Source organism: Providencia sp. PROV129, from assembly GCF_028482245.1.
In the GTDB taxonomy this organism is placed as follows: domain Bacteria; phylum Pseudomonadota; class Gammaproteobacteria; order Enterobacterales; family Enterobacteriaceae; genus Providencia; species Providencia vermicola.
Genome location: NZ_JAMPQD010000006.1, coordinates 324,529 through 345,359 on the forward strand (window position 1 = coordinate 324,529; position 20,831 = coordinate 345,359).

The 20,831-nt window shown below is 39.7% G+C and carries 25 protein-coding genes; 12 read left to right on the plus strand and 13 right to left on the minus strand.

What is annotated here, in order from left to right; all coding sequences use genetic code 11:
- Positions 1-11: 11 nt before the first annotated feature.
- Entirely contained in the window at positions 12-779 is a 768-nt protein-coding gene (locus PSF27_RS04340) for a basic amino acid ABC transporter substrate-binding protein (protein ID WP_206084277.1), read from the minus strand.
- 314 nt (positions 780-1,093) lie between these two features.
- On the opposite strand from PSF27_RS04340, the gene PSF27_RS04345 reads away from it, so the two are divergent.
- From PSF27_RS04345 to PSF27_RS04370, 6 genes are all read left to right on the plus strand, one after another.
- A complete protein-coding gene (locus PSF27_RS04345; RefSeq protein ID WP_272680926.1) occupies positions 1,094-2,002 on the plus strand; it encodes an AEC family transporter in 909 nt (302 codons plus the stop codon).
- Positions 2,003-2,084: 82 nt separating this feature from the next.
- A complete protein-coding gene (locus PSF27_RS04350) occupies positions 2,085-3,545 on the plus strand; it encodes an AMP nucleosidase (protein ID WP_306803686.1) in 1,461 nt (486 codons plus the stop codon).
- Positions 3,526-4,101: a GNAT family N-acetyltransferase gene (locus tag PSF27_RS04355; RefSeq protein WP_206084283.1), complete on the plus strand. Its 576-nt coding sequence runs from the start codon at positions 3,526-3,528 to the stop codon at positions 4,099-4,101. The genes PSF27_RS04350 and PSF27_RS04355 overlap by 20 nt, the downstream gene beginning before the upstream one ends.
- Positions 4,102-4,121: 20 nt before the next feature.
- The gene (locus PSF27_RS04360; RefSeq protein WP_272680928.1) at positions 4,122-4,538 is read left to right on the plus strand and encodes a helix-turn-helix domain-containing protein; all 417 of its coding nucleotides are present in this window, start codon (positions 4,122-4,124) and stop codon (positions 4,536-4,538) included.
- Positions 4,539-4,647: 109 nt separating this feature from the next.
- Positions 4,648-5,607: an acetyl-CoA carboxylase carboxyl transferase subunit alpha gene (accA, locus tag PSF27_RS04365; RefSeq protein WP_206084287.1), complete on the plus strand. Its 960-nt coding sequence runs from the start codon at positions 4,648-4,650 to the stop codon at positions 5,605-5,607.
- Positions 5,608-5,628: 21 nt separating this feature from the next.
- A complete protein-coding gene (locus PSF27_RS04370; protein WP_272680929.1) occupies positions 5,629-6,543 on the plus strand; it encodes a LysR family transcriptional regulator in 915 nt (304 codons plus the stop codon).
- A gap of 95 nt (positions 6,544-6,638) precedes the next feature.
- Here PSF27_RS04370 and PSF27_RS04375 read toward each other — a convergent pair whose 3' ends face one another.
- From PSF27_RS04375 to PSF27_RS04390, 4 genes are all read right to left on the minus strand, one after another.
- Positions 6,639-7,106, minus strand: a complete 468-nt coding sequence (locus PSF27_RS04375) for a DUF1456 family protein (protein ID WP_272680930.1) — start codon at positions 7,104-7,106, stop codon at positions 6,639-6,641.
- Positions 7,107-7,288: 182 nt separating this feature from the next.
- Positions 7,289-7,603 carry an AzlD domain-containing protein gene (locus tag PSF27_RS04380; RefSeq protein ID WP_206084293.1) on the minus strand — a complete coding sequence of 105 codons (315 nt, stop codon included), beginning with the start codon at positions 7,601-7,603 and terminating at the stop codon, positions 7,289-7,291.
- Entirely contained in the window at positions 7,600-8,301 is a 702-nt protein-coding gene (locus PSF27_RS04385) for an AzlC family ABC transporter permease (RefSeq protein WP_206084295.1), read from the minus strand. Before PSF27_RS04385 ends, PSF27_RS04380 begins: the two co-directional genes overlap by 4 nt.
- Positions 8,302-8,392: 91 nt before the next feature.
- A complete protein-coding gene (locus PSF27_RS04390) occupies positions 8,393-9,214 on the minus strand; it encodes an AraC family transcriptional regulator (RefSeq protein ID WP_206084296.1) in 822 nt (273 codons plus the stop codon).
- A 504-nt stretch (positions 9,215-9,718) separates the two neighbouring features.
- Between PSF27_RS04390 and leuE the strand changes: the two genes are divergently transcribed.
- Positions 9,719-10,360 (plus strand): leucine efflux protein LeuE, encoded by a 642-nt coding sequence (gene leuE / locus PSF27_RS04395; protein ID WP_272516286.1) that lies wholly within the window; start codon positions 9,719-9,721, stop codon positions 10,358-10,360.
- Between the two features lie 74 nt (positions 10,361-10,434).
- Here the strand turns inward: leuE and PSF27_RS04400 are convergent, their stop codons facing one another.
- From PSF27_RS04400 to PSF27_RS04410, 3 genes are all read right to left on the minus strand, one after another.
- Entirely contained in the window at positions 10,435-10,893 is a 459-nt protein-coding gene (locus tag PSF27_RS04400; protein ID WP_272538447.1) for a GNAT family N-acetyltransferase, read from the minus strand.
- A 5-nt stretch (positions 10,894-10,898) separates the two neighbouring features.
- Complete coding sequence (locus PSF27_RS04405) at positions 10,899-11,528, minus strand: GrpB family protein (protein ID WP_272573628.1); 630 nt, start codon at positions 11,526-11,528, stop codon at positions 10,899-10,901.
- Between the two features lie 92 nt (positions 11,529-11,620).
- Entirely contained in the window at positions 11,621-12,505 is an 885-nt protein-coding gene (locus PSF27_RS04410; protein ID WP_272680931.1) for a DMT family transporter, read from the minus strand.
- A gap of 94 nt (positions 12,506-12,599) precedes the next feature.
- Here PSF27_RS04410 and PSF27_RS04415 point away from each other — a divergent pair, with 94 nt between their 5' ends.
- The 3 genes from PSF27_RS04415 to PSF27_RS04425 all read left to right on the plus strand — a co-directional run bounded on the left by PSF27_RS04415 (position 12,600) and on the right by PSF27_RS04425 (position 14,903).
- Positions 12,600-13,940 (plus strand): aminotransferase-like domain-containing protein, encoded by a 1,341-nt coding sequence (locus tag PSF27_RS04415; RefSeq protein ID WP_272680932.1) that lies wholly within the window; start codon positions 12,600-12,602, stop codon positions 13,938-13,940.
- 76 nt (positions 13,941-14,016) lie between these two features.
- Positions 14,017-14,403, plus strand: a complete 387-nt coding sequence (locus PSF27_RS04420) for a cytidine deaminase family protein (protein ID WP_272680933.1) — start codon at positions 14,017-14,019, stop codon at positions 14,401-14,403.
- A 23-nt stretch (positions 14,404-14,426) separates the two neighbouring features.
- Positions 14,427-14,903 (plus strand): NUDIX hydrolase, encoded by a 477-nt coding sequence (locus tag PSF27_RS04425; protein WP_272680934.1) that lies wholly within the window; start codon positions 14,427-14,429, stop codon positions 14,901-14,903.
- On the opposite strand, the gene PSF27_RS04430 is transcribed toward PSF27_RS04425, so the two are convergent.
- Positions 14,900-15,514, minus strand: coding sequence for a LysE family translocator (locus PSF27_RS04430; protein WP_206084308.1), 615 nt, complete (start codon positions 15,512-15,514; stop codon positions 14,900-14,902). The two genes, PSF27_RS04425 and PSF27_RS04430, sit on opposite strands and share 4 nt — an antisense overlap.
- Before the next feature lie 147 nt (positions 15,515-15,661).
- On the opposite strand from PSF27_RS04430, the gene PSF27_RS04435 reads away from it, so the two are divergent.
- On the plus strand, positions 15,662-16,543 hold the full coding sequence (locus PSF27_RS04435; protein WP_272680935.1) for a LysR family transcriptional regulator: 882 nt from the start codon (positions 15,662-15,664) through the stop codon (positions 16,541-16,543).
- A gap of 134 nt (positions 16,544-16,677) precedes the next feature.
- Complete coding sequence (gene ddlA, locus PSF27_RS04440) at positions 16,678-17,781, plus strand: D-alanine--D-alanine ligase (protein WP_272680936.1); 1,104 nt, start codon at positions 16,678-16,680, stop codon at positions 17,779-17,781.
- A 63-nt stretch (positions 17,782-17,844) separates the two neighbouring features.
- Here the strand turns inward: ddlA and PSF27_RS20985 are convergent, their stop codons facing one another.
- From PSF27_RS20985 to PSF27_RS04460, 4 genes are read right to left on the minus strand one after another with little or no spacing between them, the layout of a single operon-like run.
- Positions 17,845-18,405 carry an adenylate kinase gene (locus PSF27_RS20985; protein ID WP_272680937.1) on the minus strand — a complete coding sequence of 187 codons (561 nt, stop codon included), beginning with the start codon at positions 18,403-18,405 and terminating at the stop codon, positions 17,845-17,847.
- A 12-nt stretch (positions 18,406-18,417) separates the two neighbouring features.
- Positions 18,418-18,891 (minus strand): GNAT family N-acetyltransferase, encoded by a 474-nt coding sequence (locus PSF27_RS20990; RefSeq protein ID WP_272680938.1) that lies wholly within the window; start codon positions 18,889-18,891, stop codon positions 18,418-18,420.
- Positions 18,875-19,648 (minus strand): GNAT family N-acetyltransferase, encoded by a 774-nt coding sequence (locus PSF27_RS04455; RefSeq protein WP_206084318.1) that lies wholly within the window; start codon positions 19,646-19,648, stop codon positions 18,875-18,877. The genes PSF27_RS20990 and PSF27_RS04455 overlap by 17 nt, the downstream gene beginning before the upstream one ends.
- A gap of 3 nt (positions 19,649-19,651) precedes the next feature.
- Complete coding sequence (locus PSF27_RS04460) at positions 19,652-20,752, minus strand: NAD(P)/FAD-dependent oxidoreductase (protein WP_272680939.1); 1,101 nt, start codon at positions 20,750-20,752, stop codon at positions 19,652-19,654.
- Positions 20,753-20,831 lie beyond the last annotated feature (79 nt).

Below are 20,831 nucleotides of genomic sequence, written 5' to 3' on the forward strand. Positions count from 1 at the left end.
ATTAAATAAAGCTATTGTTTTGGTAATTGCGGAACATTTGCATCAAACCATTTTTGGTAGATTTGGTTATAAGTGCCATTTTCAAGGATGGTATTTAAACCATTATTAATCTTTTGTTGTAATTCACTATTTCCCTTAGCAACCGCAATACCGAAATATTGTTTTTCAAAATGGTTATCGTAGATTAATTTAAATTTTTTCTCTGGGTGAGTTTTGATGTAATACTTAATGACACCAACGTCACCAACTGCTGCGTCAATGCCGTCTTCATACAGTTCTTGCAACAATAAAGGTGTATTATCGAAACGTTTAATTGATGTGCTGTTTTTACCAATTACATCGGAGACCACAATATCCCCTGTACTGGAATTAACAACACCAACGTTTAAATCTTTTAAGCTATTTAAATCGGTAACATTGGAAGACTCACCGATCACGATAGCTTGTTCAGCAGGAAAATAAGGATTGGAAAAATCAACCATATTTTTGCGTTTGTCTGTGATAGTTATCCCTGAAATTAAAATATCTCTATCCCCTGAGGATAAAGTGGCAAAAATACCTTCCCATGGTGTGTTAACCAGTTTGACGTCAAAACCTTCTGCATCAGCAATGGCTTTAATAATATCAATATCAAAACCTTCCAATTGTTTTTGGCTATTTTCAAACTCAAATGGTCGATATGTTCCACCAGCACCTACGGTATAACTGTCTTTTGCGTAAACATTCCCTGCGAATGCAGCCAGTGTCATACAACCAGCAAAAACGAGCTTTTTAAACATTTTAGACCTCTTTAATTATGCATTTATAGTGAATAAAAATACATAAAATTAATCAGGCAAGCAAATAGTATTTCAAAATTAAGGTTGGATAATGTCATTTGCTGATTTACTGATGCACGGTCGACCTTGAATCTGGCTAAAATACGAACAAAAGAGTAAAGGGGAGATACGCTGTATGATATTTTTGTTAAACCAATCATAAAATCGGAAGGATATGGTTAATGAGGGCTTTTTTTACCTATCCGTTACAAAAAATTAACGTTAAACTCTGGAGTAACTTCTTATAATGGACTGATATAAAAAGATAAATCATAATGAGTAAAATATTGTTAGTGCTCTGGCCACTATTTGCATTGATTGCGATAGGCTTTATATTAAGACGTACTCGGTTATTTTCGCCTGATTTTTGGCCTGGAGCCGAAAAACTCAACTATTTTATTTTATTTCCCGCCTTATTAATTAATAGCTTAGCAAGTGCCCCTTTAAATAATCCTAAGTTAGCTTATTTAGGTAGTGCGATCCTCTGCATTTTAGCGATAAGTTCATTATTAGTGCTGATAAGTAAATATTTATGCAAAATAACTGTCCCTCGATTTGGTGCGCATATTCAAGGGATCACGCGTTTTAATACTTATTTAGGCTTAGCTATTGTGGCCGATTTATTTGGTAAAGAGGGGGTTGCCGTTGCCGCAGTTATTATGGCAATTTTAGTGCCAAGCTGTAATGTTATCGCGGTGCTGGCGTTATCTTCAGGGAAAAAAGTGTCAGTAAAACAACTCTTATTACCCATCATTAAAAACCCGTTAATACTCTCTTGTGTTATCGGAATTTTGTTAAATTTATCGCCTGTGGGGCTACCTTTTGGTTCTGAACAATTATTAAAATTACTCGCAGCAGCAAGTTTACCATTGGGATTGATTTGTATTGGTGGTGCACTGCAAACAACAACACTGCGTAAAGAATTCAAACCAATCATACTATCAACATTATTACGCTTGCTTGCTATGCCTGTATTAACGTTAATAATGGCTAAATTGTTTTCTTTGCCAAACTTAGAAACGATTTTATTGGTGATATTTTTTGCCATCCCTACTGCACCAACGGCCTATATTTTGACTCGTCAGTTGAATGGTGATAGCCAATTAATGGCTGGGATCATTACATTGCAAACTATTATCGCCGTGTTCACCTTGCCTATAGTTTTATCATTCGTCATGCATTAATGGTGATATGTTTTGCAACTGTCACATTGATACTCTATGTTATCGGGAGATTACTTCATCTGATTAGGAGTTGTGTGTGTCTTTGGAAAAATGCCAGAAAAATGAAAACTTATCTATTGAAGATGTTTTGGATAAACTTTCGTTGTTATATTCAAATGCCATTCAATCATTAAGAGATGCCATTGCTGTTTATGTTACAAAAGGGCAGATACCAAATACAGACGAGAGAAAAAATGGGTTATTTGCTTACCCTGAGCTTTGTATGACGTGGGAAGGAAAAATTGATCACTGTGAAAAAACCCGTGCCTATGCACGCTTTGTAAAAAAAGGAAATTATTCCATCACTGTGACTCAACCAGAGTTATTTCGCCATTATTTAACGGAACAACTTTCTATTTTACAGCAAGATTATGATGTATCTTTTGCAGTTCGTCCGTCTAAGACGGAAATTCCATATCCGTTTGTAATTGATGGCTCGGATTTAGTCCTTGATAGAAGTATGAGTGGTAGCCTTGCCGCTCATTTTCCGATAACAGATTTAGCCCATATCAGTGATGATATTACCGATGGCTTATATACCGTTTCGGAAGAAATGCCTTTATCGCATTTCGATGCTTTACGTGTAGACTTTTCACTTGCACGCCTTAAACATTATACTGGTACGCCACCAGAGCATGTGCAACCGTATATCTTATTTACCAATTATAACCGTTATGTGGATGAGTTTGTCAGTTGGGCTTGTGAGCAAATCCGTGATCCTGAGAGCCGTTATATTGCGTTGTCTTGTGTTGGTAATAACTACCTGACGGTTGAAAATGCGGATCCACAAATTGCTATTTCAGACATGACGTGGAAAAAATTCCAAATGCCTGCATATCATCTGATTGCACGAGATGGCTCAGGAATAACATTAGTGAATATTGGTGTTGGCCCATCAAATGCAAAAAACATTTGTGATCACTTAGCGGTATTAAGACCACATGCATGGTTAATGATTGGTCATTGTGGAGGGTTAAGGGAAAGCCAAAATATTGGTGATTACGTTCTTGCGCATGCTTATTTACGTGATGACCATATTTTGGATGATGTATTACCGCCAGATATTCCTATTCCGAGCATCGCAGAAGTTCAACGAGCACTTTATGATGCGACTAAACAAGTCAGTAATATGCCTGGCGAATTGGTTAAGCAACGTTTACGTACTGGAACTGTGGTGACGACAGACGATAGAAACTGGGAGCTGCGTTTCTTTGCTACAGCAAGGCGCTTTAGTCTGAGCCGTGCAGTTGCTGTTGATATGGAAAGCGCAACCATAGCTGCACAAGGTTATCGTTTTAGAGTACCTTATGGTACGCTTTTGTGTGTGTCAGATAAGCCATTACATGGGGAAATTAAATTACCAGGCCAAGCGAATAGCTTTTATGAAGGGGCTATCTCAGAACACTTACAAATAGGTATTCGTGCTATTGATTTATTACATCAAGAAGGGGATAAATTACATTCTCGGAAGTTAAGAACCTTTGATGAACCCCCATTTAGATAGCAAGGAGATGCAATCTATGGCTTTAATACCTGAAATAGAAACAGAAAGACTGATTTTATCGAAACACCAAGTCAGTGATTTCCCCGCGTTGACAAAACTGTGGGCGACAGAATCCATGGTACGCTATATCGGCGGTATGCCGTCAACTGAACGAGAATCATGGATGAGAATGCTAGCCTATGGTGGGTTATGGCCATTGTTGGGTTTTGGTTACTGGGCGGTAAGGGAAAAAGCAACAGGGCAGTATGTTGGTGACCTTGGGTTTGCGGACTTTCATCGAATGGTTGAGCCGCAAATAAAAGGAATTCCCGAAGCAGGTTGGGTCATTGCACCAGAATTTCAAGGCAAAGGCTATGCAACCGAGGCGATGCAAGCGGCGCTGAGTTGGTTAAAAGCGCAAAATAAGTATCAGCAAACGATTTGTTTTATTGAGCCGAGAAACTTACCGTCATTACGCGTTGCCGAGAAATTAGGCTATGTTATTGATCGTGAAATATTTATGAATGGCAATATTACTGTGCTATTACGGCAGAAGCTAACGCCTACAATGTTATAATATTAACGGGTTATCGTTCTATGCATGATGAATTAGATATTTCACAAGTGAGTCAACTGTCAGGTTTAGCGGCCTCAACGCTTCGTTACTACGAAGAGAAGGGGTTAATTAAACCGATTGGCAGAAAAGGCTTAAAGCGTATTTATCATGGCAAAGATGTGATAACCCGTTTATCTCTGATAAGTTTAGGGCAGCAGGCTAAGTTTACACTCGATGAAATTGCGGCAATGCTTAATCACCAAGATGGCCCCAATATAGAGAGAGCCAGCCTGATGGCTAAAGCTGAAGAAATTGAACAGACGATCCAAAATTTATTGGCGTTAAAAGATGGCATTATTCATATAGCTAATTGCCCAGAAGAGAACCATTTTTTATGTACAAACTTTCAAAAAATCCTGAATAACAGCCTAAAATTAAACCGTATCAAGCATAAATAACCCATCAATTATCCCATATTTGATATTAATTAATCCCAAATTCAATCATAGAATGGGATAGAATAACCCTTTACACTCTTAAAATTGTGTTAATGATTTTAAGGTCTGTATGTCTACTCATTTTTTGGCTTTTGAAAAACCGATAGTTGAACTTAATGACAAAATAGAAGCACTAGTTGCCTTCAAGCAACAGGGGCATCCTAGCGAAATTAAGCTTGAAGAAGAAATCAAACTGTTAGAAAAAAAGTCTCACTCATTGACGAAAACCATTTTTTCTTCTCTTGGTGCATGGGAAATCGTACAGTTAGCAAGGCACCCATTAAGACCATATCCCCTTGATTATATTTCTTTAATTTTTACTGAGTTTCAGGAGTTGGCGGGAGATCGCGCATTTGCTGATGATAAAGCGCTGGTGGGAGGCTTGGCGCGTATTGCAGGGCGTCCTGTCATGGTTTTAGGCCAACAAAAAGGACGAACAACCAAAGAGAAAGTGATGCGTAATTTTGGCATGCCATCACCTGAAGGTTACCGTAAAGCGTTACGCTTAATGCAAATGGCGGAACGTTTTAAATTACCTGTTATTACACTGATAGACTCAGCGGGTGCGTACCCTGGCGTAGGCGCTGAAGAGCGTGGACAGGCCGAGGCTATCGCAAAGAATATATTAGAAATGTCCCGCTTAAAAACGCCAATTATTTGTGTTGTCACGGGGGAAGGTTGTTCGGGTGGCGCGCTAGGAATTGGTGTTGGTGACAGAATTAATATGCTTGAATACAGTACGTATGCTGCAATTTCCCCCGAAGGTTGTGCATCAATTTTGTGGAAAGACGCTCAAAAAGCGCAAGTTGCGGCTGAAGTTATGGGAATGACTGCCTCTCGATTAAAAGAATTAGGCATTATCGATACGATTATTCCTGAGCCATTAGGGGGGGCGCACCGAAACTATCAGTTAGCAGCTGAACATTTAAAACAGCAATTGATAGCAGATTTAGCTGCACTAACTCGACTCGATACGGATGCTTTATTATCAGAGCGTTACCAAAAAATCATGGCATTTGGTTACTGCTAGTGTTATTAGTTTAGGCCAATCATGTTGAATGAAAAGGAAGTATGCACAGTGGTTGACCTAAATTTATTAAAGGTTTTTATTGCGGTTGTAACGCAAGGTAACTTTATTAATGCTGCAAAGCAGCTTTCGATGCCATCATCCAATGTGAGTCGACAAATTAAGCAATTAGAAGAACAGCTAAATTGCCGTTTGATTGAGCGAACAACAAGGCAGATGCGATTAACGGAAGCGGGTAACATTCTGTTTGAGCAAAGCCAAAAATTAGTGGGTGAACTGGATGATATTGTCCAACAAATTAGTCACCCTCAAGGGATTACAGGTACCTTACGCCTTACTATTCCGAGTGAAGCAGGCAGTGTATTATTAGCAGATTTATTAGCAAAGTTTGCATTACTGCATCCGCAACTCAATATCTATTGTGACACACAATTAATGCCCCGAGACGTCATTAGTGATGACATTGATTTATTACTGACTTTTCACCGTGGAGAGCTTGAGGATAGCAGCTATCACTCAAGATTAGTGAAATCTTGGCAAAGTGTGGTCGTCGCATCCCCTGAGCTGATTCATAAATTTGGTAAACCGAAAACCATCGCTGATTTAGTGAAGTTACCTTGTATTTCAAGCCTTAGTGCCTTACAAGGTCAGCCTTGGATTTTTATTGATTCTCAAGGCAAGCAACGCACAGCGATGATAAATAGCCCATATCGGGTGAATAGTGGGATACTCGCTCATGCAGCCGCGGTGAGTGGTGTTGGTTTTGCTATTTTATCGTTAGAAGCTTGTCATCAACAAATTCAATCGGATCAATTAGACATTGTTCAATTGGAGGGGCTAAACCCTGCACCTATCGAGTTAAGAGCAGTCTACGCAAGCCGAAGTGTGCTATCCCCAAAAATAGACCTATTTTTAAACTATTTGCTACAAAATATTTAATCTGAACGCTATAGATGATGGTGTTAATAGGGCAAGGCTATTTGGTATTTACCTCATGTGCTTTAGGCAAATACCAGAGCAGAGTAAAATATGTGTTATTTATCGCCACGTAAGCGTGTGGTTAGGCCTTTAAGGAAATAACGCAGAAGTTGATCCCCACATTCACGGTAGTTTTTATGTCCAGGTTTACGGAAAACAGCATTAAGCTCAGGTTTTGATACTCGAAAGTCTGCCAATTGGTAAATTTCAATCATATCAGTATCTTTTAGTTCGAAAGCGACCCGTAGTTTTTTGAGAATAATATTGTTATTTAGACGGCTTTCTATTTCTGGTGCAGGGCGGTCTTCATCTTTACCACGACGATGATAAATTAAGCCATTTAAAAAGTGCGCGGTTATGTTATCGTTACATTCAACATATTCAGGCTCACTATCTTTTTTGAGCCAGCATACCATTTCTTCTTTCGTCACGTCTAAATCTGCAAGTTTTACGATTTTGACCATTTGAGCATCGCTCAAGTCCAACATATAGCGAACACTGCGTAAAACATAATTATTAAGCATGGTTGTTTATTATCCATTATTGATAGAATTAATTGGCGCAATTGAAAAGCCAATGGATCACAGACTTTCATAAAGAAAGGGAGTAATTGAATAGGGTCGTATTGCGACGAAGTCGGCTATTATGCGGGATTAGTGGAATAAAGCAAAGTGTTGTCACCTGACTTTACTCCTATTGAACGGTATTAACCCATGAAATAAATCAGAGAATAAAAAAATACAAGGGTCAATCCTACAGTTAACAGCATATTTTTCAGCAATGATGCGATGACAACACAGAATACAGCACCCCACAAATACGGGTTATCGGGAAAGTCCCTGAGCTCATGGTTTTCTAATAAAATAACAGGTGCGCAAATCGCCGTTAACAAGCAAGGTGCTGAGTAACCTAATGCTTGGCGAACAATCAAAGGTAACCGAAGTGGTAGCTGCGGGATTAAAAATACATAACGCAATGTAAAAATAACGGCGGTTAGCGTGATAATCAAAAGCCAGATCATTTTTCCTCCTTCAATACGCGCGAAACGATGACCGAGACAAACATTCCACCGACACCTGCAATGACAATCGCGCTACTGATGGAGTACATGGATAAGGTTATGGCTACGACGAGTGAGAAAATGACGCCACATAGCGTGCTGATTTTTTTCGTCAAAGGTACAACAATCGCAAGGAGTGTCGCTACAACAGAGAAATCAAGGTGTAAGCGACTTAGGTCTCCAACAATATTCGCCATTGCAATGCCACAAAGGCTGGTGATTAACCAAACAAGATAAAAGCTAAACCCTGCGCCAAATAGGTAAGGGAAACTCAAACTTTGACGTTTCGCCGCGCTGATTGCAAACAGCTCATCGGTGAGAAGAAAGCCAATGCTGAGCCTTTGAGGGGTTGTAAAATCTTTCACTTGAGGACGTAACGTCAGCCCATACAGTAAATGTTGAGATGTAATAAAGAACACCGAAATCACAATCGTGATAAAACCGGTGCCTGAATTGAGTAATCCGAGGGTGACTAGTTGGGCTGCACCTGCAAAAACCATCGCTGACATTGCAACACTTTGCCAAAAATCTAACCCTGTTTCTACGGCCATTGAGCCCGCGAGTACTCCCCAAGGGATCACAGCAAGGTTAAGAGGTGCGGAATGAGCCGCGCCATCCATCATGGCTTTTTGCCAGCTGCGACTTTGCTTTGAATCCATGTTAACTAATACCTGTTGAAATAATGCCTATGTAACGTACCATTCATATTAAGGATATGAATTGGCGGCAGATAGAATAAAATTGCTCTTTTTAAGTAATTAGATGACGCACAAAATTACCTGGTGTGACGCCTAATGACTGTTTAAAGTGGCGTGTAAAATGGCTTTGATCAGAAAAACCACATAAATTCGAAACATCAGCAGGGGTGTTTCCCGCTAATAACAGTTTTTTGGCTTTATGTAGACGCGCTTGAACCAAAAAAACATGGGGCGTTGTGCCTGTTTGCAGCTTAAATTGTCTTAGAAAATGCCATTGACTGAATCCCGCTATTTGGGCTAATTCAGCTAAAGAATGTTCTTGCTCACAGGTATTTATCATCAATTCGCAAATTTGTTCTATACGCTGTTTTGCAGGGGTAATTTTAGCTAACTCGGTTTTAGTCTGGTTATAGCGTAACGTTAACCAACTTAATGTAGAGAGCAGTAAGGTTTCTTTAAACAGTAAGTTTCCAGGTTGCAATAACAAGCTGAAAAGTAACCGTAACTGAGCAGCCAGTCCTGTATCTTGCACGACCGCACAAGGAAACCAAGGCACTAGTCCTTGATTTTCAATTTTTAAGTCGGTGGTGAGCTGCGAAAACATGTCAGGGGTAGGGTAGATTGCCTGATATGACCAACCATTTTCCATTGCAGACGAACCCGTGTGTATTTCATCTGCATTGACCAAAATGATATCGCCTTTTGGTGCGTAATGGTTTTCACCTGTACGAAAGAATTGCTGAGCACCATCTTCAATAACGCCAATACAGAAACCTTCGTGGCTATGGCGAGAAAATTTTTGTTGATGATATCGAGCATTTATCATTTCAAGGCCATTGAGCTCTTGCAAATGAAAGTAGTTAGCGCTTTCCATGTGATCCCTAAAGCTGATTAAATATAAAGTACTTCTTGTTTTAATTATCCGAGATTCGTTAATTAAATGTGAGCGTAATATATTTATTACAATAGCCAAAAAAACATCTAGGCTAAATTAATATTGTTATCTATAGCCATTTTCAGGGTATTAATACGTTTCTATGTTATAACGCGAAATGAGAATCAAATCACTATCAACATTCCCAAGTTAAAACCTCCATGTAATTCCAATTTAACATTAATATATGGTATATAATCCTGATTGGTGAGGTGTTTTTAGTTTGCTTCTGGTTTAATGGTTGCAATTGAACTATAACTCTAAAATTAAGGCGTAAAACTTGTTAATTAAACTGGATTCATTGTTTATATTGAAATATAAACCTGTATTTTGATGTGTTAAGTAGTGATATCTTTTATAAAAAAATAAAACCTGTATCATAATCTCTATCAGAAATTAATGTGAATTTTTTGTTATAACTTTTATTGAGTTAGCGGGTTTCCTATGCTTGAAAATCTCGGTATTACAAACTTATGGACTTATCTTATCGGTGTTATTTTTATTACACTGGTACCAGGCCCTAATTCTTTATTTGTTTTAACTAGCAGTGCAAAATATGGCGTAAAAAATGGTTACAAAGCAGCGCTAGGGGTATTTACAGGGGATGCAATACTGATATTCCTATCTTTCCTAGGGGTTGCTTCATTGGTCAAAACATCGCCAATCTTTTTTAGTGTAATTAAATACGCAGGTGCGGCTTATTTATTTTATTTAGGAATAAAAACACTTTACAGCGTATTACACAAAAAAGAAGGTGTGCATGATGTTGATAGTATTATTTTAGAGACGAAAGGAACTTATAAAAAAGCGGTCTTTTTAAGTCTTCTAAACCCTAAAATGATCATTTTCTATGTGTCATTTTTTATACAATTTATTGACCCTGCATACCCAAATGCAGGTGTGCCATTCTTCGTCCTTGGTGTGATTTTAGAAATGTGCAGTATGATTTATTTATCATTGTTGATTTTCGGCGCAGTAGCCGTGACGAATATGGTAAAACACAATAAGAAACTGTCAAAATTCTCCAATAGCTGTATTGGGGCAGTGTTCTTAATGTTTGGGGCTAAATTAGCGTTAACAGCCTAAAAGAGAACGTACTGAAATATCACCCTGTGATTCAATAGCCAGCTAAATGTGCTGGCTATTTTGTGTCTAATACCTTAGCGTTTCATAATGGTGACAAGCTCATCATTGACTTTACGCTGTTCCACATCTTGCCACCCCATTTTTCGATAAAGACCCTGCATATCAGGTGTATATAGGTAAAGACTTTCACTTGTGGATTTTCGATAGTGCTGATAAAGCGTTTCAATCAGCTGGGTGCCAATCCTTTTTCCTCTGGCTGATGGCACAGTTAAGACTTCCCCTAGCCACCAAGTCGCCTGCTGAATATCTGGGAGCTCGCGAAGGATCGTGCTAGCGGTTGCAAGTAGCTGGCCATTACTGTCTACGAAACAAGACAAAATTTGCGGATTAGCCGCTTGGCTGCGCTCGTGCAGCCTGTGTTTTATCTGTGCTGTGTCGGCCCATGGTGATAAACTCGCCCACTCTTGGTGTAATGCATCACTAATTTGTTCAATTAATTGAATATTTTGCTTAGTAACAATCACAAAATGCATATTTTCTAGTTCTCATGTAAAAGTAAATCAGGTAACAGCATGTCTAATTGTTCGAAAAGTCGACTATAAATATCCCTGACAACCGCATTTTTATTGTCGTTATACTCTTTGACATAGTTGGCATCGACTACAGCGGCTAATTTAGCGTTTGCATATTTTTCGCTATCGTCGGGGTGCTCAATTAACCAATTACGAAACAGTAAGTGGCGTAAATGTTCAGGACAATCTGGTGCAAAAACGTGTAAGTTCACTTGTGGATCTTGTAATTTAAGCATTCGATGCTGGTACCAAGAAGGCTCTCGCACAGTAAGTTCAAATCCAAGTTCTTCAAGGGTTGGAACATAACTTTTTTCGTCTTCGGGGGTTGCTACAATCAAGTCAATGTCGATAACAGGCTTAGCCGCTAAGCCAGGAACGGCTGTTGAACCTACATGAGCAATCTTAAGCGCTTTATCACGTAGAGCATCACAAATATATTTTTGCTGTTGCCGATAGATTTCTGGCCACTTCAGGTCATAAGGGACAACTTGAATTAGACGAGGAACCGGCTTTCCTTTCACCCAAGGGTTTTCAGTTAGGTCACCTTCACTAAAGTGCATAATCTGCCGTTTATAATCTGCTAAAGAAAGGGCCACTGTTCGCTCCTATTTAATTCATATGTAGCTGCAAATAATAAAGTAAATTTTTATTGCGATCGCGCTTTGTGTGCCTACAGATACAGCCAATTTTAACTCGCGAATTTTTTCGAGGCGGCAACGCAAAAAATAATGCCACAAGTTGATGCAATCATTAAAGAATTGACGGCCTCATCAAGCAGCCAAGCTGAAAGTAGTAAGCCAATAAAAGGTTGTAATAGTTGTAATTGCCCCACACCTGCAATACCTCCTTCTGCAAGTCCTCGATACCAAAAAAAGAACCCTAATAACATGCTAAAGAAAGAGACGTATACTAAACCTAGCCAAGCCTTTGTTGATACGTTTGCGAGGTTAGTAGGCCATAAAATCACACACAGCACTAGTATAATGGGTAATGAAATCACTAACGCCCAGCAAATGACCTGCCAGCTTCCCAGCTTCTTAGATAAAACGGCCCCTTCAGCATAACCAAGCCCACACAGTAATATTGCCGCAATCATATACAAATCGCCAATAAGAGTGCCTTTCCCTCCTTGGAATAATGCGAAGCCAATTACAAATAAACTTCCTATTACAGAAAACAACCAAAACAGTTTACGAGGCCGCTCACGGGCACGTAAAACGGCAAAAAATGCAGTTGCAAGAGGAAGCAAACCTATGAATACAATGGAATGCGCGGAACTCACATATTGCAAAGCAAGAGCGGTAAGGAAAGGAAAACCAATTACGCCACCAATAGCAACAATAATTAAAGGAAGAAAATGAGTTTTAGTGGGTATGCTTTGTCGTAAAAAAGCAAAAATGATCAGGGAAAGAATACCTGCAATTGCAGCACGAGCGGCCGTTAGAAAATCAGGTGAAAACCCTTCAATGGCAATTTTTGTTGCGGGTAATGAACCACTGAAGATGACAACACCAATAAAGCCGTTTATCCACCCTCGTGTTGTATTGGGTTGTGTAATGAGTGTTTGTTCCATGAGATCCCTTAAAATAGGTGAATACGTGTCTTGAGAAATAGAAAACTAATGTAGATAATCATGACAATCAAAAAATTGTCATAGGTACAATTTCATGTCAAAACCTCGTTACCAAAAGTATGTAGATAACATTGCTGAAAAAATAATCAGTGGTGAGCTAAAACCAGGTAGTCGCTTAGAGCCACATAGAACCTTTGCTAAGCAAGAAGGGATTTCATTGGTAACTGCATCGCGGGTCTATCGCGAATTGATCGATAAAGGTTTAGTGAGTGGAGAAACGGGGCGAGGGACTTTTGTTAGGGATATCCAACTGTTGCCCACATTGAGTATTCAACATGATGTTGTGCCTGAAATGCTAGATTTGAACTTTAGCTATCCCATTGCTAAGGAACAAACAAAATTATTACGAGAATCGTTAAGGGAATTAGCGGTTGGGGGGGATTTGGAGGGGATACTTTATTACCAGCAACATACAGGAAGGCACCATGAGCGAGTGATAGCGGCTAAATATTTAATGCAGCAAGGGTTTAGCAATGTCTCAGCTGAGTTTATCACTTTTGTGAGTGGTGCACAGCATGGCTTAGCCACGATTGTTTTAGGTATGTTTAGCCCAGGTGATATTGTGGCGGTAGATGCATTGACCTACCCAGGGTTTAAAGCCTTAGCAAAAATGTATCACATTGAATTAGTAGCTATCCCAGTATTAAACAATGGGCCAGATTTAAAGGCGCTAGACATACTTTGCCAGAACCGGAAGGTTCGTGCCTATTACAGCATGCCGACACTCCACAATCCATTAGGCTGGGTTATGCCATTATCAATGCGAAAGACGTTGGTGGCTATGGCGAAAAAACAGGATTTTTTACTAATAGAAGATGGTTCATATGCATTTTTACATCGTCCAGTCATTACTCCGTTAGCCATGTTAGCTCCGGAAAGAACCTTTTACATTGCGGGGTTTTCCAAAAATGTCGCAACAGGTTTACGAGTGGGAATTGTATTGGCACCCAAACAGTACATTGAAAATATAGAAAAAATAATCCGAATAACGACATGGAACACACCAGCGCTTACAACAGCGATTATTTGTGATTGGTTAATGAAAGGTGAAGTTGCAAAAATTGAACGTAATAAACGGCAAGATGCAAGAAATAGGCAAAAAATTGTCCAACAAGTATTTGGCGATTTTCCCTATATTGCTCATCCTAATAGCTATTTTATTTGGGTACCATTACCTGAAGGTTTGCGTTCCGAATCGGTTATTCGTCAACTCAATAAACGTAATATTGCGGTGAGTAGTGCTGAGTCTTATTCGACATCAACCGCTGTGCCACAGGCCATACGTGTGGCTGTGAGTACGGTTTCTTATGATGAGCTAGCCGCTGCATTAGATACTATCAAGTCAGTAATATTGTATATGGTAGATCTGGAATAGAGCACAAAAAAATTAATACTTTTTATTATGTTAGCGTTTAATTAAGGCATTCAATTAGCATTAAAAGAGGGCAATTATGTTAAAACACCTCGTCGAGATTGCGAAACAATATGCGAAGCCAGCGACGTTTAATGGGTACATTGAAAGTGGGCATGTTGCTGCTGCATTAGAAACCGATGATGGCAATATTTATAGTGGCGTGAGCATCGATTCCGCATGTTCACTGGGGTTCTGCGCAGAGCATGCTGCCGTTGCAGACATGCTAAAAGAAGGGCGTTCAGTGATTAAGGCGATTGTTGCTGTTGATGCATCAGGTTGCATCGTGCCACCTTGTGGCCGCTGTCGTGAGTTACTTAGTCAGCTATCAGATAAAAACAAAGAGACAATCGTTGGTGTTGATGATAATACCCAAGTGACCCTTGCTGAACTCATGCCATATGACTGGAAAACATCACGTTGTTGAACACCGAGAAGAGTCATCATCAAATGAATAATGAGATTAAACACTTTACTGCAACGGCAATGATCCGTAATGAAAAAGGGGCATTTTTACTTCATGAACACCCTAAACTAGGTTTTTGGTTACCGCCTGGGGGGCATATTGAAGAAAATGAAGAACCGCAAGATGCGTTATATCGCGAAGTATTAGAAGAAACGGGGCTTCATTGCAATATTATTAGTTGTGGATATCCCTTTAAGACCTCAGTTGTTGCTTCATCTCATACGCAATCATTATCATTACCGATGGCCATTCTCAAGGAATTTATCGCGGATAAGAAAAAAGGTGACCATTGGCATATCGATATGGTGTATTTATGTGAATTAATTTCACCTGAGCAGCCACCTTTTTCACCGTTTAGTTGGGTGCCTTTTCAACAACTCGCGCAATTAAATATGCCTAAAGATGTTATTGAACTGGCACAAATGGCAAATGAATATTATCAGGGGCTCAATAAGGCTTAATTGATATTGAAAAAGAGCAAAGAAAAACCAAGTAAGACTAGCAAGGTGCCAATGGTTTTATCCATGACTGATTGATAACTCAATACTTTATTACGTACTGAAGGGGTGGCAAAAAATAGTGCGATTAAGCTAAACCAAACTAAGTGCACCAATGAAATAAACACCCCATAACCTAAGTTGAGCCAAACAGAGTTCCCGACTTGGATAACTTGACTATAAACGGAAACAACAAAAAACATGGTTTTGGGGTTTAGGGCATTGGTTAAAAAGCCTGTTTTAAATGCATTAAATTTAGATATTGGCTGTGTGTTGGCGCTATCAGTGGTTATTTTTGTTTTGTTGGTGAATGACTTAAAGCCGATATAAACCAAATAACAAACACCGATTAACTTAACGGCTAAAAATAATGCACTTGAGCTCATAATAATTAGCGTAATACCGAAAATTGTATAAAATACATGCACTTGAACGCCAATTGCAATGCCAAAAGCACATAATAATCCTGTCTTTATGCCGTAGGTATAACTTTGCCGAGTTACCATCGCAAAATCAGGCCCTGGACTGATCACTGCAAGGATTGTTATTGTTGCTACTGCAAGGATTTCATTCATTTAAGTTTCCTAAAGAGTTATAAAAACTAACAGTTATAACCATGAATATGGTTGTAATGATCTATTTAATGTTTTTATTATCAATATATTGAATAAAGTTAAAAAGCGATTTATCCTGACTGAAATCTGTCACTTTTCGTTACCAATATGAAATTGCCGCCGTTATCGACCTTACGCTTCTTTGATGCCGCTGCTAAAGCGGGTAGCTTTGTTAAAGCTGCACAAGAATTAAATGTCACTCACAGTGCTATCAGTCGCCAAATCCGCCTATTGGAAGAACACCTTGGTGTGGCGTTATTTGAGCGGCGAAATCGTGCTGTTTTCTTAACAGCTGCAGGCCAACTTCTTTTACAGACGACCAGTAGCTTATTTGAGCAGTTAAGCGCGACAGTTGAGCAAATCAAGACAAATGCCACGCCTGACGTGGTGAGTGTGTCTTGTGAACCAACGATTGCCATGAAGTGGCTAATTCCTCGTTTAACTGATTTTTATCAACGGTATCCCCATATCACTGTTCACCTTGTTGCTGCTGGTGGCTCTATTGATTTTGCGAAGACCCATGTTGACCTTGCTTTAAGGCGCAATGATTTTGTATGGGGAGGACAAATATACGCTACCAAGGTATGTTCAGAGCAAATGGGGATAGTACGACTACCTGAAAAAGAGGCTGTTAGTTTGTTACCAAACCGCCCGCTATTAACAAGTTCATCACGCCCTGAAGCGTGGGTAACATGGCAAAAAAATAGCGGCGTAGATTTAACAGGCTATAAATATGTGACCTATGAACATTTTTACCTGTGTATTCAAGCCGCTTTATCAGGACAGGGGGCTGCGTTAGTGTCTTTTCTTATGGTTACAGATGAAATTCAATCAGGGCAACTTCAAGCTCCTGAGGGCTTTATTCCTGACGGATCTGCTTATTACTTGCTCTCGCCAAAACCTATTGCAGCAGATGGCGCAGTGGCAGTCTTTGTGAATTGGTTAATTGAGCAAATCAATATCAGCATCGGTTGTATTAATAATTTATAGATATTCCATCAAAAAACTAATGATTGCTCATTATTACAGCGAACCTCACTGTAATATAAAGATTTTATGACATAACTTTTGCCGTGCATGCTATATTTCTCTGTTAGGTATGGTGTATTACGTTGGAGCAGATAATGAGCAAAGTACGGGTAGGTGTAATTTTTGGTGGAAAATCGACAGAGCATGAAGTTTCTCTGCAATCAGCTAAAAATATTATTAACGGCCTTGATCGTCAGAAGTTTGACGTGTGCCTTTTGGGTATAAACAAAGAAGGTCAATGGCATGAATATAATGAAGCGGATTTTCTTATTCATGGGGATGATCCATCCCGTATTGCACTCAATACACAGAAACGTAGTATTGCACTTGTTCCAGGTAGGACGCATGAACAATTTATCTCCCTAGAAGACGCAAAACCATTGCCACAAATTGATGTTATTTTCCCTATTGTTCACGGTAATTTAGGCGAAGATGGGTCATTGCAAGGTTTATTGCGCATGGCAAATTTGCCGTTTGTAGGGCCAGGTGTTTTAGGTTCGTCGGCCTGTATGGATAAAGACGTAACTAAAAGATTACTCAGAGATGCAGGCTTAAATATTGCCCCGTTTATTACTGTACTGCAAAATAAACGCACAACAATAAAGTATGAAGTAACAGTAGCACAGCTAGGTTTACCGCTATTCATTAAACCCGCAAACCAAGGTTCATCGGTTGGCATCAGCAAAGTCAGTAACGAGGCAGAGTTTGAAGCAGCATTAGATTTTGCATTCCTGTTTGATACTAAAGTGCTTATTGAAAGCGCAGTAAAAGGGCGTGAAATTGAGTGTGCGGTATTGGGTAATGACGACCCACTCGCTAGCCCTTGTGGTGAAATAGTGTTACACGATAGTTTTTACGCATACCATACCAAGTATATTGATGAGAATGGCGCATCTGTCGTAGCCCCAGCTCAGTTAGAAAATGCGGTGAGTGAGAAAATTCGCGAGATTGCTTTATCCGCATACCAAGCATTAAATTGTAGTGGTATGTCCCGTGTTGATGTCTTTTTAACGGAAAATAATGACGTTGTTATCAACGAGATCAATACATTGCCTGGTTTTACAAATATCAGTATGTATCCGAAACTTTGGCAGCAAGGTGGTATGACGTATCAGCAATTAATTAGCCGTTTAATTGAATTAGGGATTGAAAAATTCCAACAAACGGCGATGCTAAAAACTGCGTGTGATGAAATTTAATCGCTGAGGTAAGCTATTCTCGGTAGCTTTTATGGCTACCGAGATGTGTTAACCGAACCTGAGTTATTTCAGCTGTTTGTCCTCAATTTGCGCTTTCATTTGTTGTAAAAACAAACGCGTTTCCTTTGGTGATGTGAGCCGAACAAATTGAATATGGCACAAGTTGATATTCGCCATATGTTTTAGGTTTCTTTCCTTATTTGGATAGTAAGTCTTTAGTAGCCATAGAATAATTGAGTCTCGGCTGAAAAAGGCTTTTCCCCAACGTTCTTTATTGCCAGTATTTTCCCATAGCTCTTGTCCTGAATGAATGCGCGATAATGTACGAGTAATTGACTGATAAAGGGTTCGCGGCAATGAATAATCAAGCCAAATCACCATATCGACATCTTTCCATTTGATAGGTTGAGTCCGTGTATAGTTTCCGTCAAGTACCCACCCAGAAGGCGCGTTATTCAAAGAAATGCTGAGCCTTTCTGCCAATGCTTCATCTGAGGAACCTTGCCAATTTGCGAGCCAATATAAACTATCTAATTCAATGGCAGGGACATTTAACAATAATGCTAGCTGTTGGCAAAGGGTGCTTTTACCGCTGCCGCTGGTACCGATAATATTAATTTTCATAGGATGTTGATGTCAGATATATTTGTGATAAATACGCAAAGAGAGCTGACTTAATGCTACAGACAACTGCCACCCACAGCGGATGAGTAAGTTATCCGCAACGGCTGTTGCACAAAAAATTTGGGGGTATTGTTGTTTATCAATGATCAACTCAAGTTGTTCAAATAAATACTGTCCGAGTCCCTGATTTCGTTTTTCTGGGATAACAAAAGCGGCACCGACCCATGGAAATGGCGTGTTATCAGGTAAAAATTTGTCATTTTTCAAGGCAATAAAACCACAAGGTTTATTTGCCTCAAAGGCGATAATCCCCATACCCGTTCCTTCACGATGGCGATAAGTGGCGATATCTTGCCAAACATCACCTTTTCCTAGTGGGCCATAGTGGGAAGGCCACTCCTGAAGGAACCATTGTGCAATTAATGGCTCCAATTCAGGCATATCGTGTAAATAACACCAGTGACGTAGGTTATTTACACCAGACATAATTGATATAGCGGAATAAGGGCTCAAAACCAAACTTTTTATACAAATCAAACCCCGCTTCAGAGGCGTCAAGGAAGCAGTGTTCAACACCTTGTTGACGGCAAAATGCTAACGCGTAATCAATGAGTTGTGATGCGTAGCCATTACCTTGGTGGCTTGGTTCTGTACCAATGTCATCGAAACGAGCAAGCGTTCCTTCAATTGTTACGGTCATAGATGTAGCGGGCTCGCCATCGACAAGTAACACTAGGTGAAATTGTGGAGCGCCTTGTTGTAGAGCATCTTCGTGATAACGCACATACTCTTTAATGACTTGGTCGTGCTCTTCCGACAGGTAAAATGCAGAAACTAGCGGCTTTGCCCACAATGACAAATCGTGATTAGCTAAGACAATATCCACTTGGTTATCAGGTAGTTCAACCTTATTTTGTTTCGCTAGAGTTAATGCCATGGCAGTCGTTACGCTGTCACGTTTGTAGCCTAATGATTCAGCTTCGTTAACCACCTGAGGGAGCATTTCTTCAGGGATCACTAAAGTGTGATTTTTCTTTTGCGACACAAACAGATTGTGTGCTTGCATAAATGCGTGACTGGTGGAGTCAGGTTGCAAATAGATAAAGTTAAACGCTGGCGAATTAAGCGGCGTTAAATAGCAAATGGTGTGTTGCGCAATCTGGATACTATGTTCACAAATAGATGTCCAAAACGTTTTTTCAATCGATTGATAATGTCTTAAATAGTACAACGGAATATTCATTTGTCAGTTACCTGATGCAAAACGAGTTAATCGATATGGGCCAAGTGCAGTGTGTTCTATTCCATGCAAAATTTCATCTTGAGCCAATTGGCATATCAACGGCGCTAGTGTAATTGCAGCGTGCATACTGATAATATATAAACCTTCGAAATCAGCAACTTTTCCGGCAATTGGCATCTCATCTTTTGGCATGGGTCTCATTCCGATGAAAGTTTTTTCAAGATTTAACGTATCACTACCTATAAATGAATTTTTGATAACGGTTAGGGCGTTTTGTGCGATACAGTCTGCGCTATGTTCTGGGCGATCACTCAGGTAATCCTCAGCACACAGTATTTTACCTGTAGAAGCAGGACGTAACTCCATTTCAGGAGTTGAAATAATATGCTGCACTAACGGTTTTTCATCTGGCGCATTAATGTGCACAATAATTGACGGTGAAGCACTTACAGGTAACTTAACCCCAATTGAGCCAATGAGCGCAGTGGTATCAATACCCGCTGTTATCACCGTTTGGTCGGCTAAAAATGTACCATGATCTGTGATCACACCTAAAATACGCTGACCTTCTTGAACAAGTGAGAGTACTTCATGTTGGGGTAAATAGATTATACCTTGATCAATGGCTAACTTTAGCAAGGTTTGAGTCGCATAAACAGGGTCGACGCTCCCTTCATCAGGGCAAAAAGCAGCAAGCGTCGGGAGTGTACATAAATTCGGCTCCATCTTTTGTAATGCATTTTTATTTAGTGCTTTGACGTTAAAATGATTTTTCTGATGCTCATCAATAAAAGATGCTGTCGCTGTTTCGTTATCTTGCCAACTAATTGCACCGGACCACTGGATGTTTAGCTGGCCCTGTGTGTGCTCGTCAAGAGAGCGCCATTGCGCAAGTGCTTGCTTGCGAAGTTGACTGTAAGCGTCAGGGCGGCCATAAGACACATTAAGCCAAGCAAAGGCGTGTTGGGTAACACCTTGGCTTGCGTGTTTTTTGTCTAATAAGATAATGCGTTGATTTGTATGTTTTGATAAATACCATGCTAAGGTGGTGCCGACAAAGCCCGCACCCACGATAATAATTGTATTTTTAGTTGTCGAATCCATGGGTTACCTGTGTCAAAGTATTAATTACAATAGCTATCTTAATGTGTTATTGCATTTATATACACAAAACATTGTTAGC

Coding starts and splice junctions, on each gene's coding strand:
- PSF27_RS20990 (WP_272680938.1), bottom strand. CDS start 18,891: ATGTCTGGTGTAAATAACCTACGTCACTGGTGTTATTTACACGATATG.
- PSF27_RS04430 (WP_206084308.1), bottom strand. CDS start 15,514: ATGAATGAAATCCTTGCAGTAGCAACAATAACAATCCTTGCAGTGATC.
- leuE (WP_272516286.1), top strand. CDS start 9,719: ATGCTTGAAAATCTCGGTATTACAAACTTATGGACTTATCTTATCGGT.
- PSF27_RS04410 (WP_272680931.1), bottom strand. CDS start 12,505: ATGGAACAAACACTCATTACACAACCCAATACAACACGAGGGTGGATA.
- PSF27_RS04360 (WP_272680928.1), top strand. CDS start 4,122: ATGCATGATGAATTAGATATTTCACAAGTGAGTCAACTGTCAGGTTTA.
- PSF27_RS04415 (WP_272680932.1), top strand. CDS start 12,600: ATGTCAAAACCTCGTTACCAAAAGTATGTAGATAACATTGCTGAAAAA.
- PSF27_RS20985 (WP_272680937.1), bottom strand. CDS start 18,405: ATGAAAATTAATATTATCGGTACCAGCGGCAGCGGTAAAAGCACCCTT.
- PSF27_RS04455 (WP_206084318.1), bottom strand. CDS start 19,648: ATGAATATTCCGTTGTACTATTTAAGACATTATCAATCGATTGAAAAA.
- PSF27_RS04420 (WP_272680933.1), top strand. CDS start 14,017: ATGTTAAAACACCTCGTCGAGATTGCGAAACAATATGCGAAGCCAGCG.
- PSF27_RS04390 (WP_206084296.1), bottom strand. CDS start 9,214: ATGGAAAGCGCTAACTACTTTCATTTGCAAGAGCTCAATGGCCTTGAA.
- accA (WP_206084287.1), top strand. CDS start 4,648: ATGTCTACTCATTTTTTGGCTTTTGAAAAACCGATAGTTGAACTTAAT.
- PSF27_RS04435 (WP_272680935.1), top strand. CDS start 15,662: ATGAAATTGCCGCCGTTATCGACCTTACGCTTCTTTGATGCCGCTGCT.
- PSF27_RS04345 (WP_272680926.1), top strand. CDS start 1,094: ATGAGTAAAATATTGTTAGTGCTCTGGCCACTATTTGCATTGATTGCG.
- PSF27_RS04370 (WP_272680929.1), top strand. CDS start 5,629: ATGTTGAATGAAAAGGAAGTATGCACAGTGGTTGACCTAAATTTATTA.
- PSF27_RS04425 (WP_272680934.1), top strand. CDS start 14,427: ATGAATAATGAGATTAAACACTTTACTGCAACGGCAATGATCCGTAAT.
- PSF27_RS04340 (WP_206084277.1), bottom strand. CDS start 779: ATGTTTAAAAAGCTCGTTTTTGCTGGTTGTATGACACTGGCTGCATTC.
- PSF27_RS04385 (WP_206084295.1), bottom strand. CDS start 8,301: ATGGATTCAAAGCAAAGTCGCAGCTGGCAAAAAGCCATGATGGATGGC.
- PSF27_RS04355 (WP_206084283.1), top strand. CDS start 3,526: ATGAACCCCCATTTAGATAGCAAGGAGATGCAATCTATGGCTTTAATA.
- PSF27_RS04460 (WP_272680939.1), bottom strand. CDS start 20,752: ATGGATTCGACAACTAAAAATACAATTATTATCGTGGGTGCGGGCTTT.
- ddlA (WP_272680936.1), top strand. CDS start 16,678: ATGAGCAAAGTACGGGTAGGTGTAATTTTTGGTGGAAAATCGACAGAG.
- PSF27_RS04380 (WP_206084293.1), bottom strand. CDS start 7,603: ATGATCTGGCTTTTGATTATCACGCTAACCGCCGTTATTTTTACATTG.
- PSF27_RS04400 (WP_272538447.1), bottom strand. CDS start 10,893: ATGCATTTTGTGATTGTTACTAAGCAAAATATTCAATTAATTGAACAA.
- PSF27_RS04375 (WP_272680930.1), bottom strand. CDS start 7,106: ATGCTTAATAATTATGTTTTACGCAGTGTTCGCTATATGTTGGACTTG.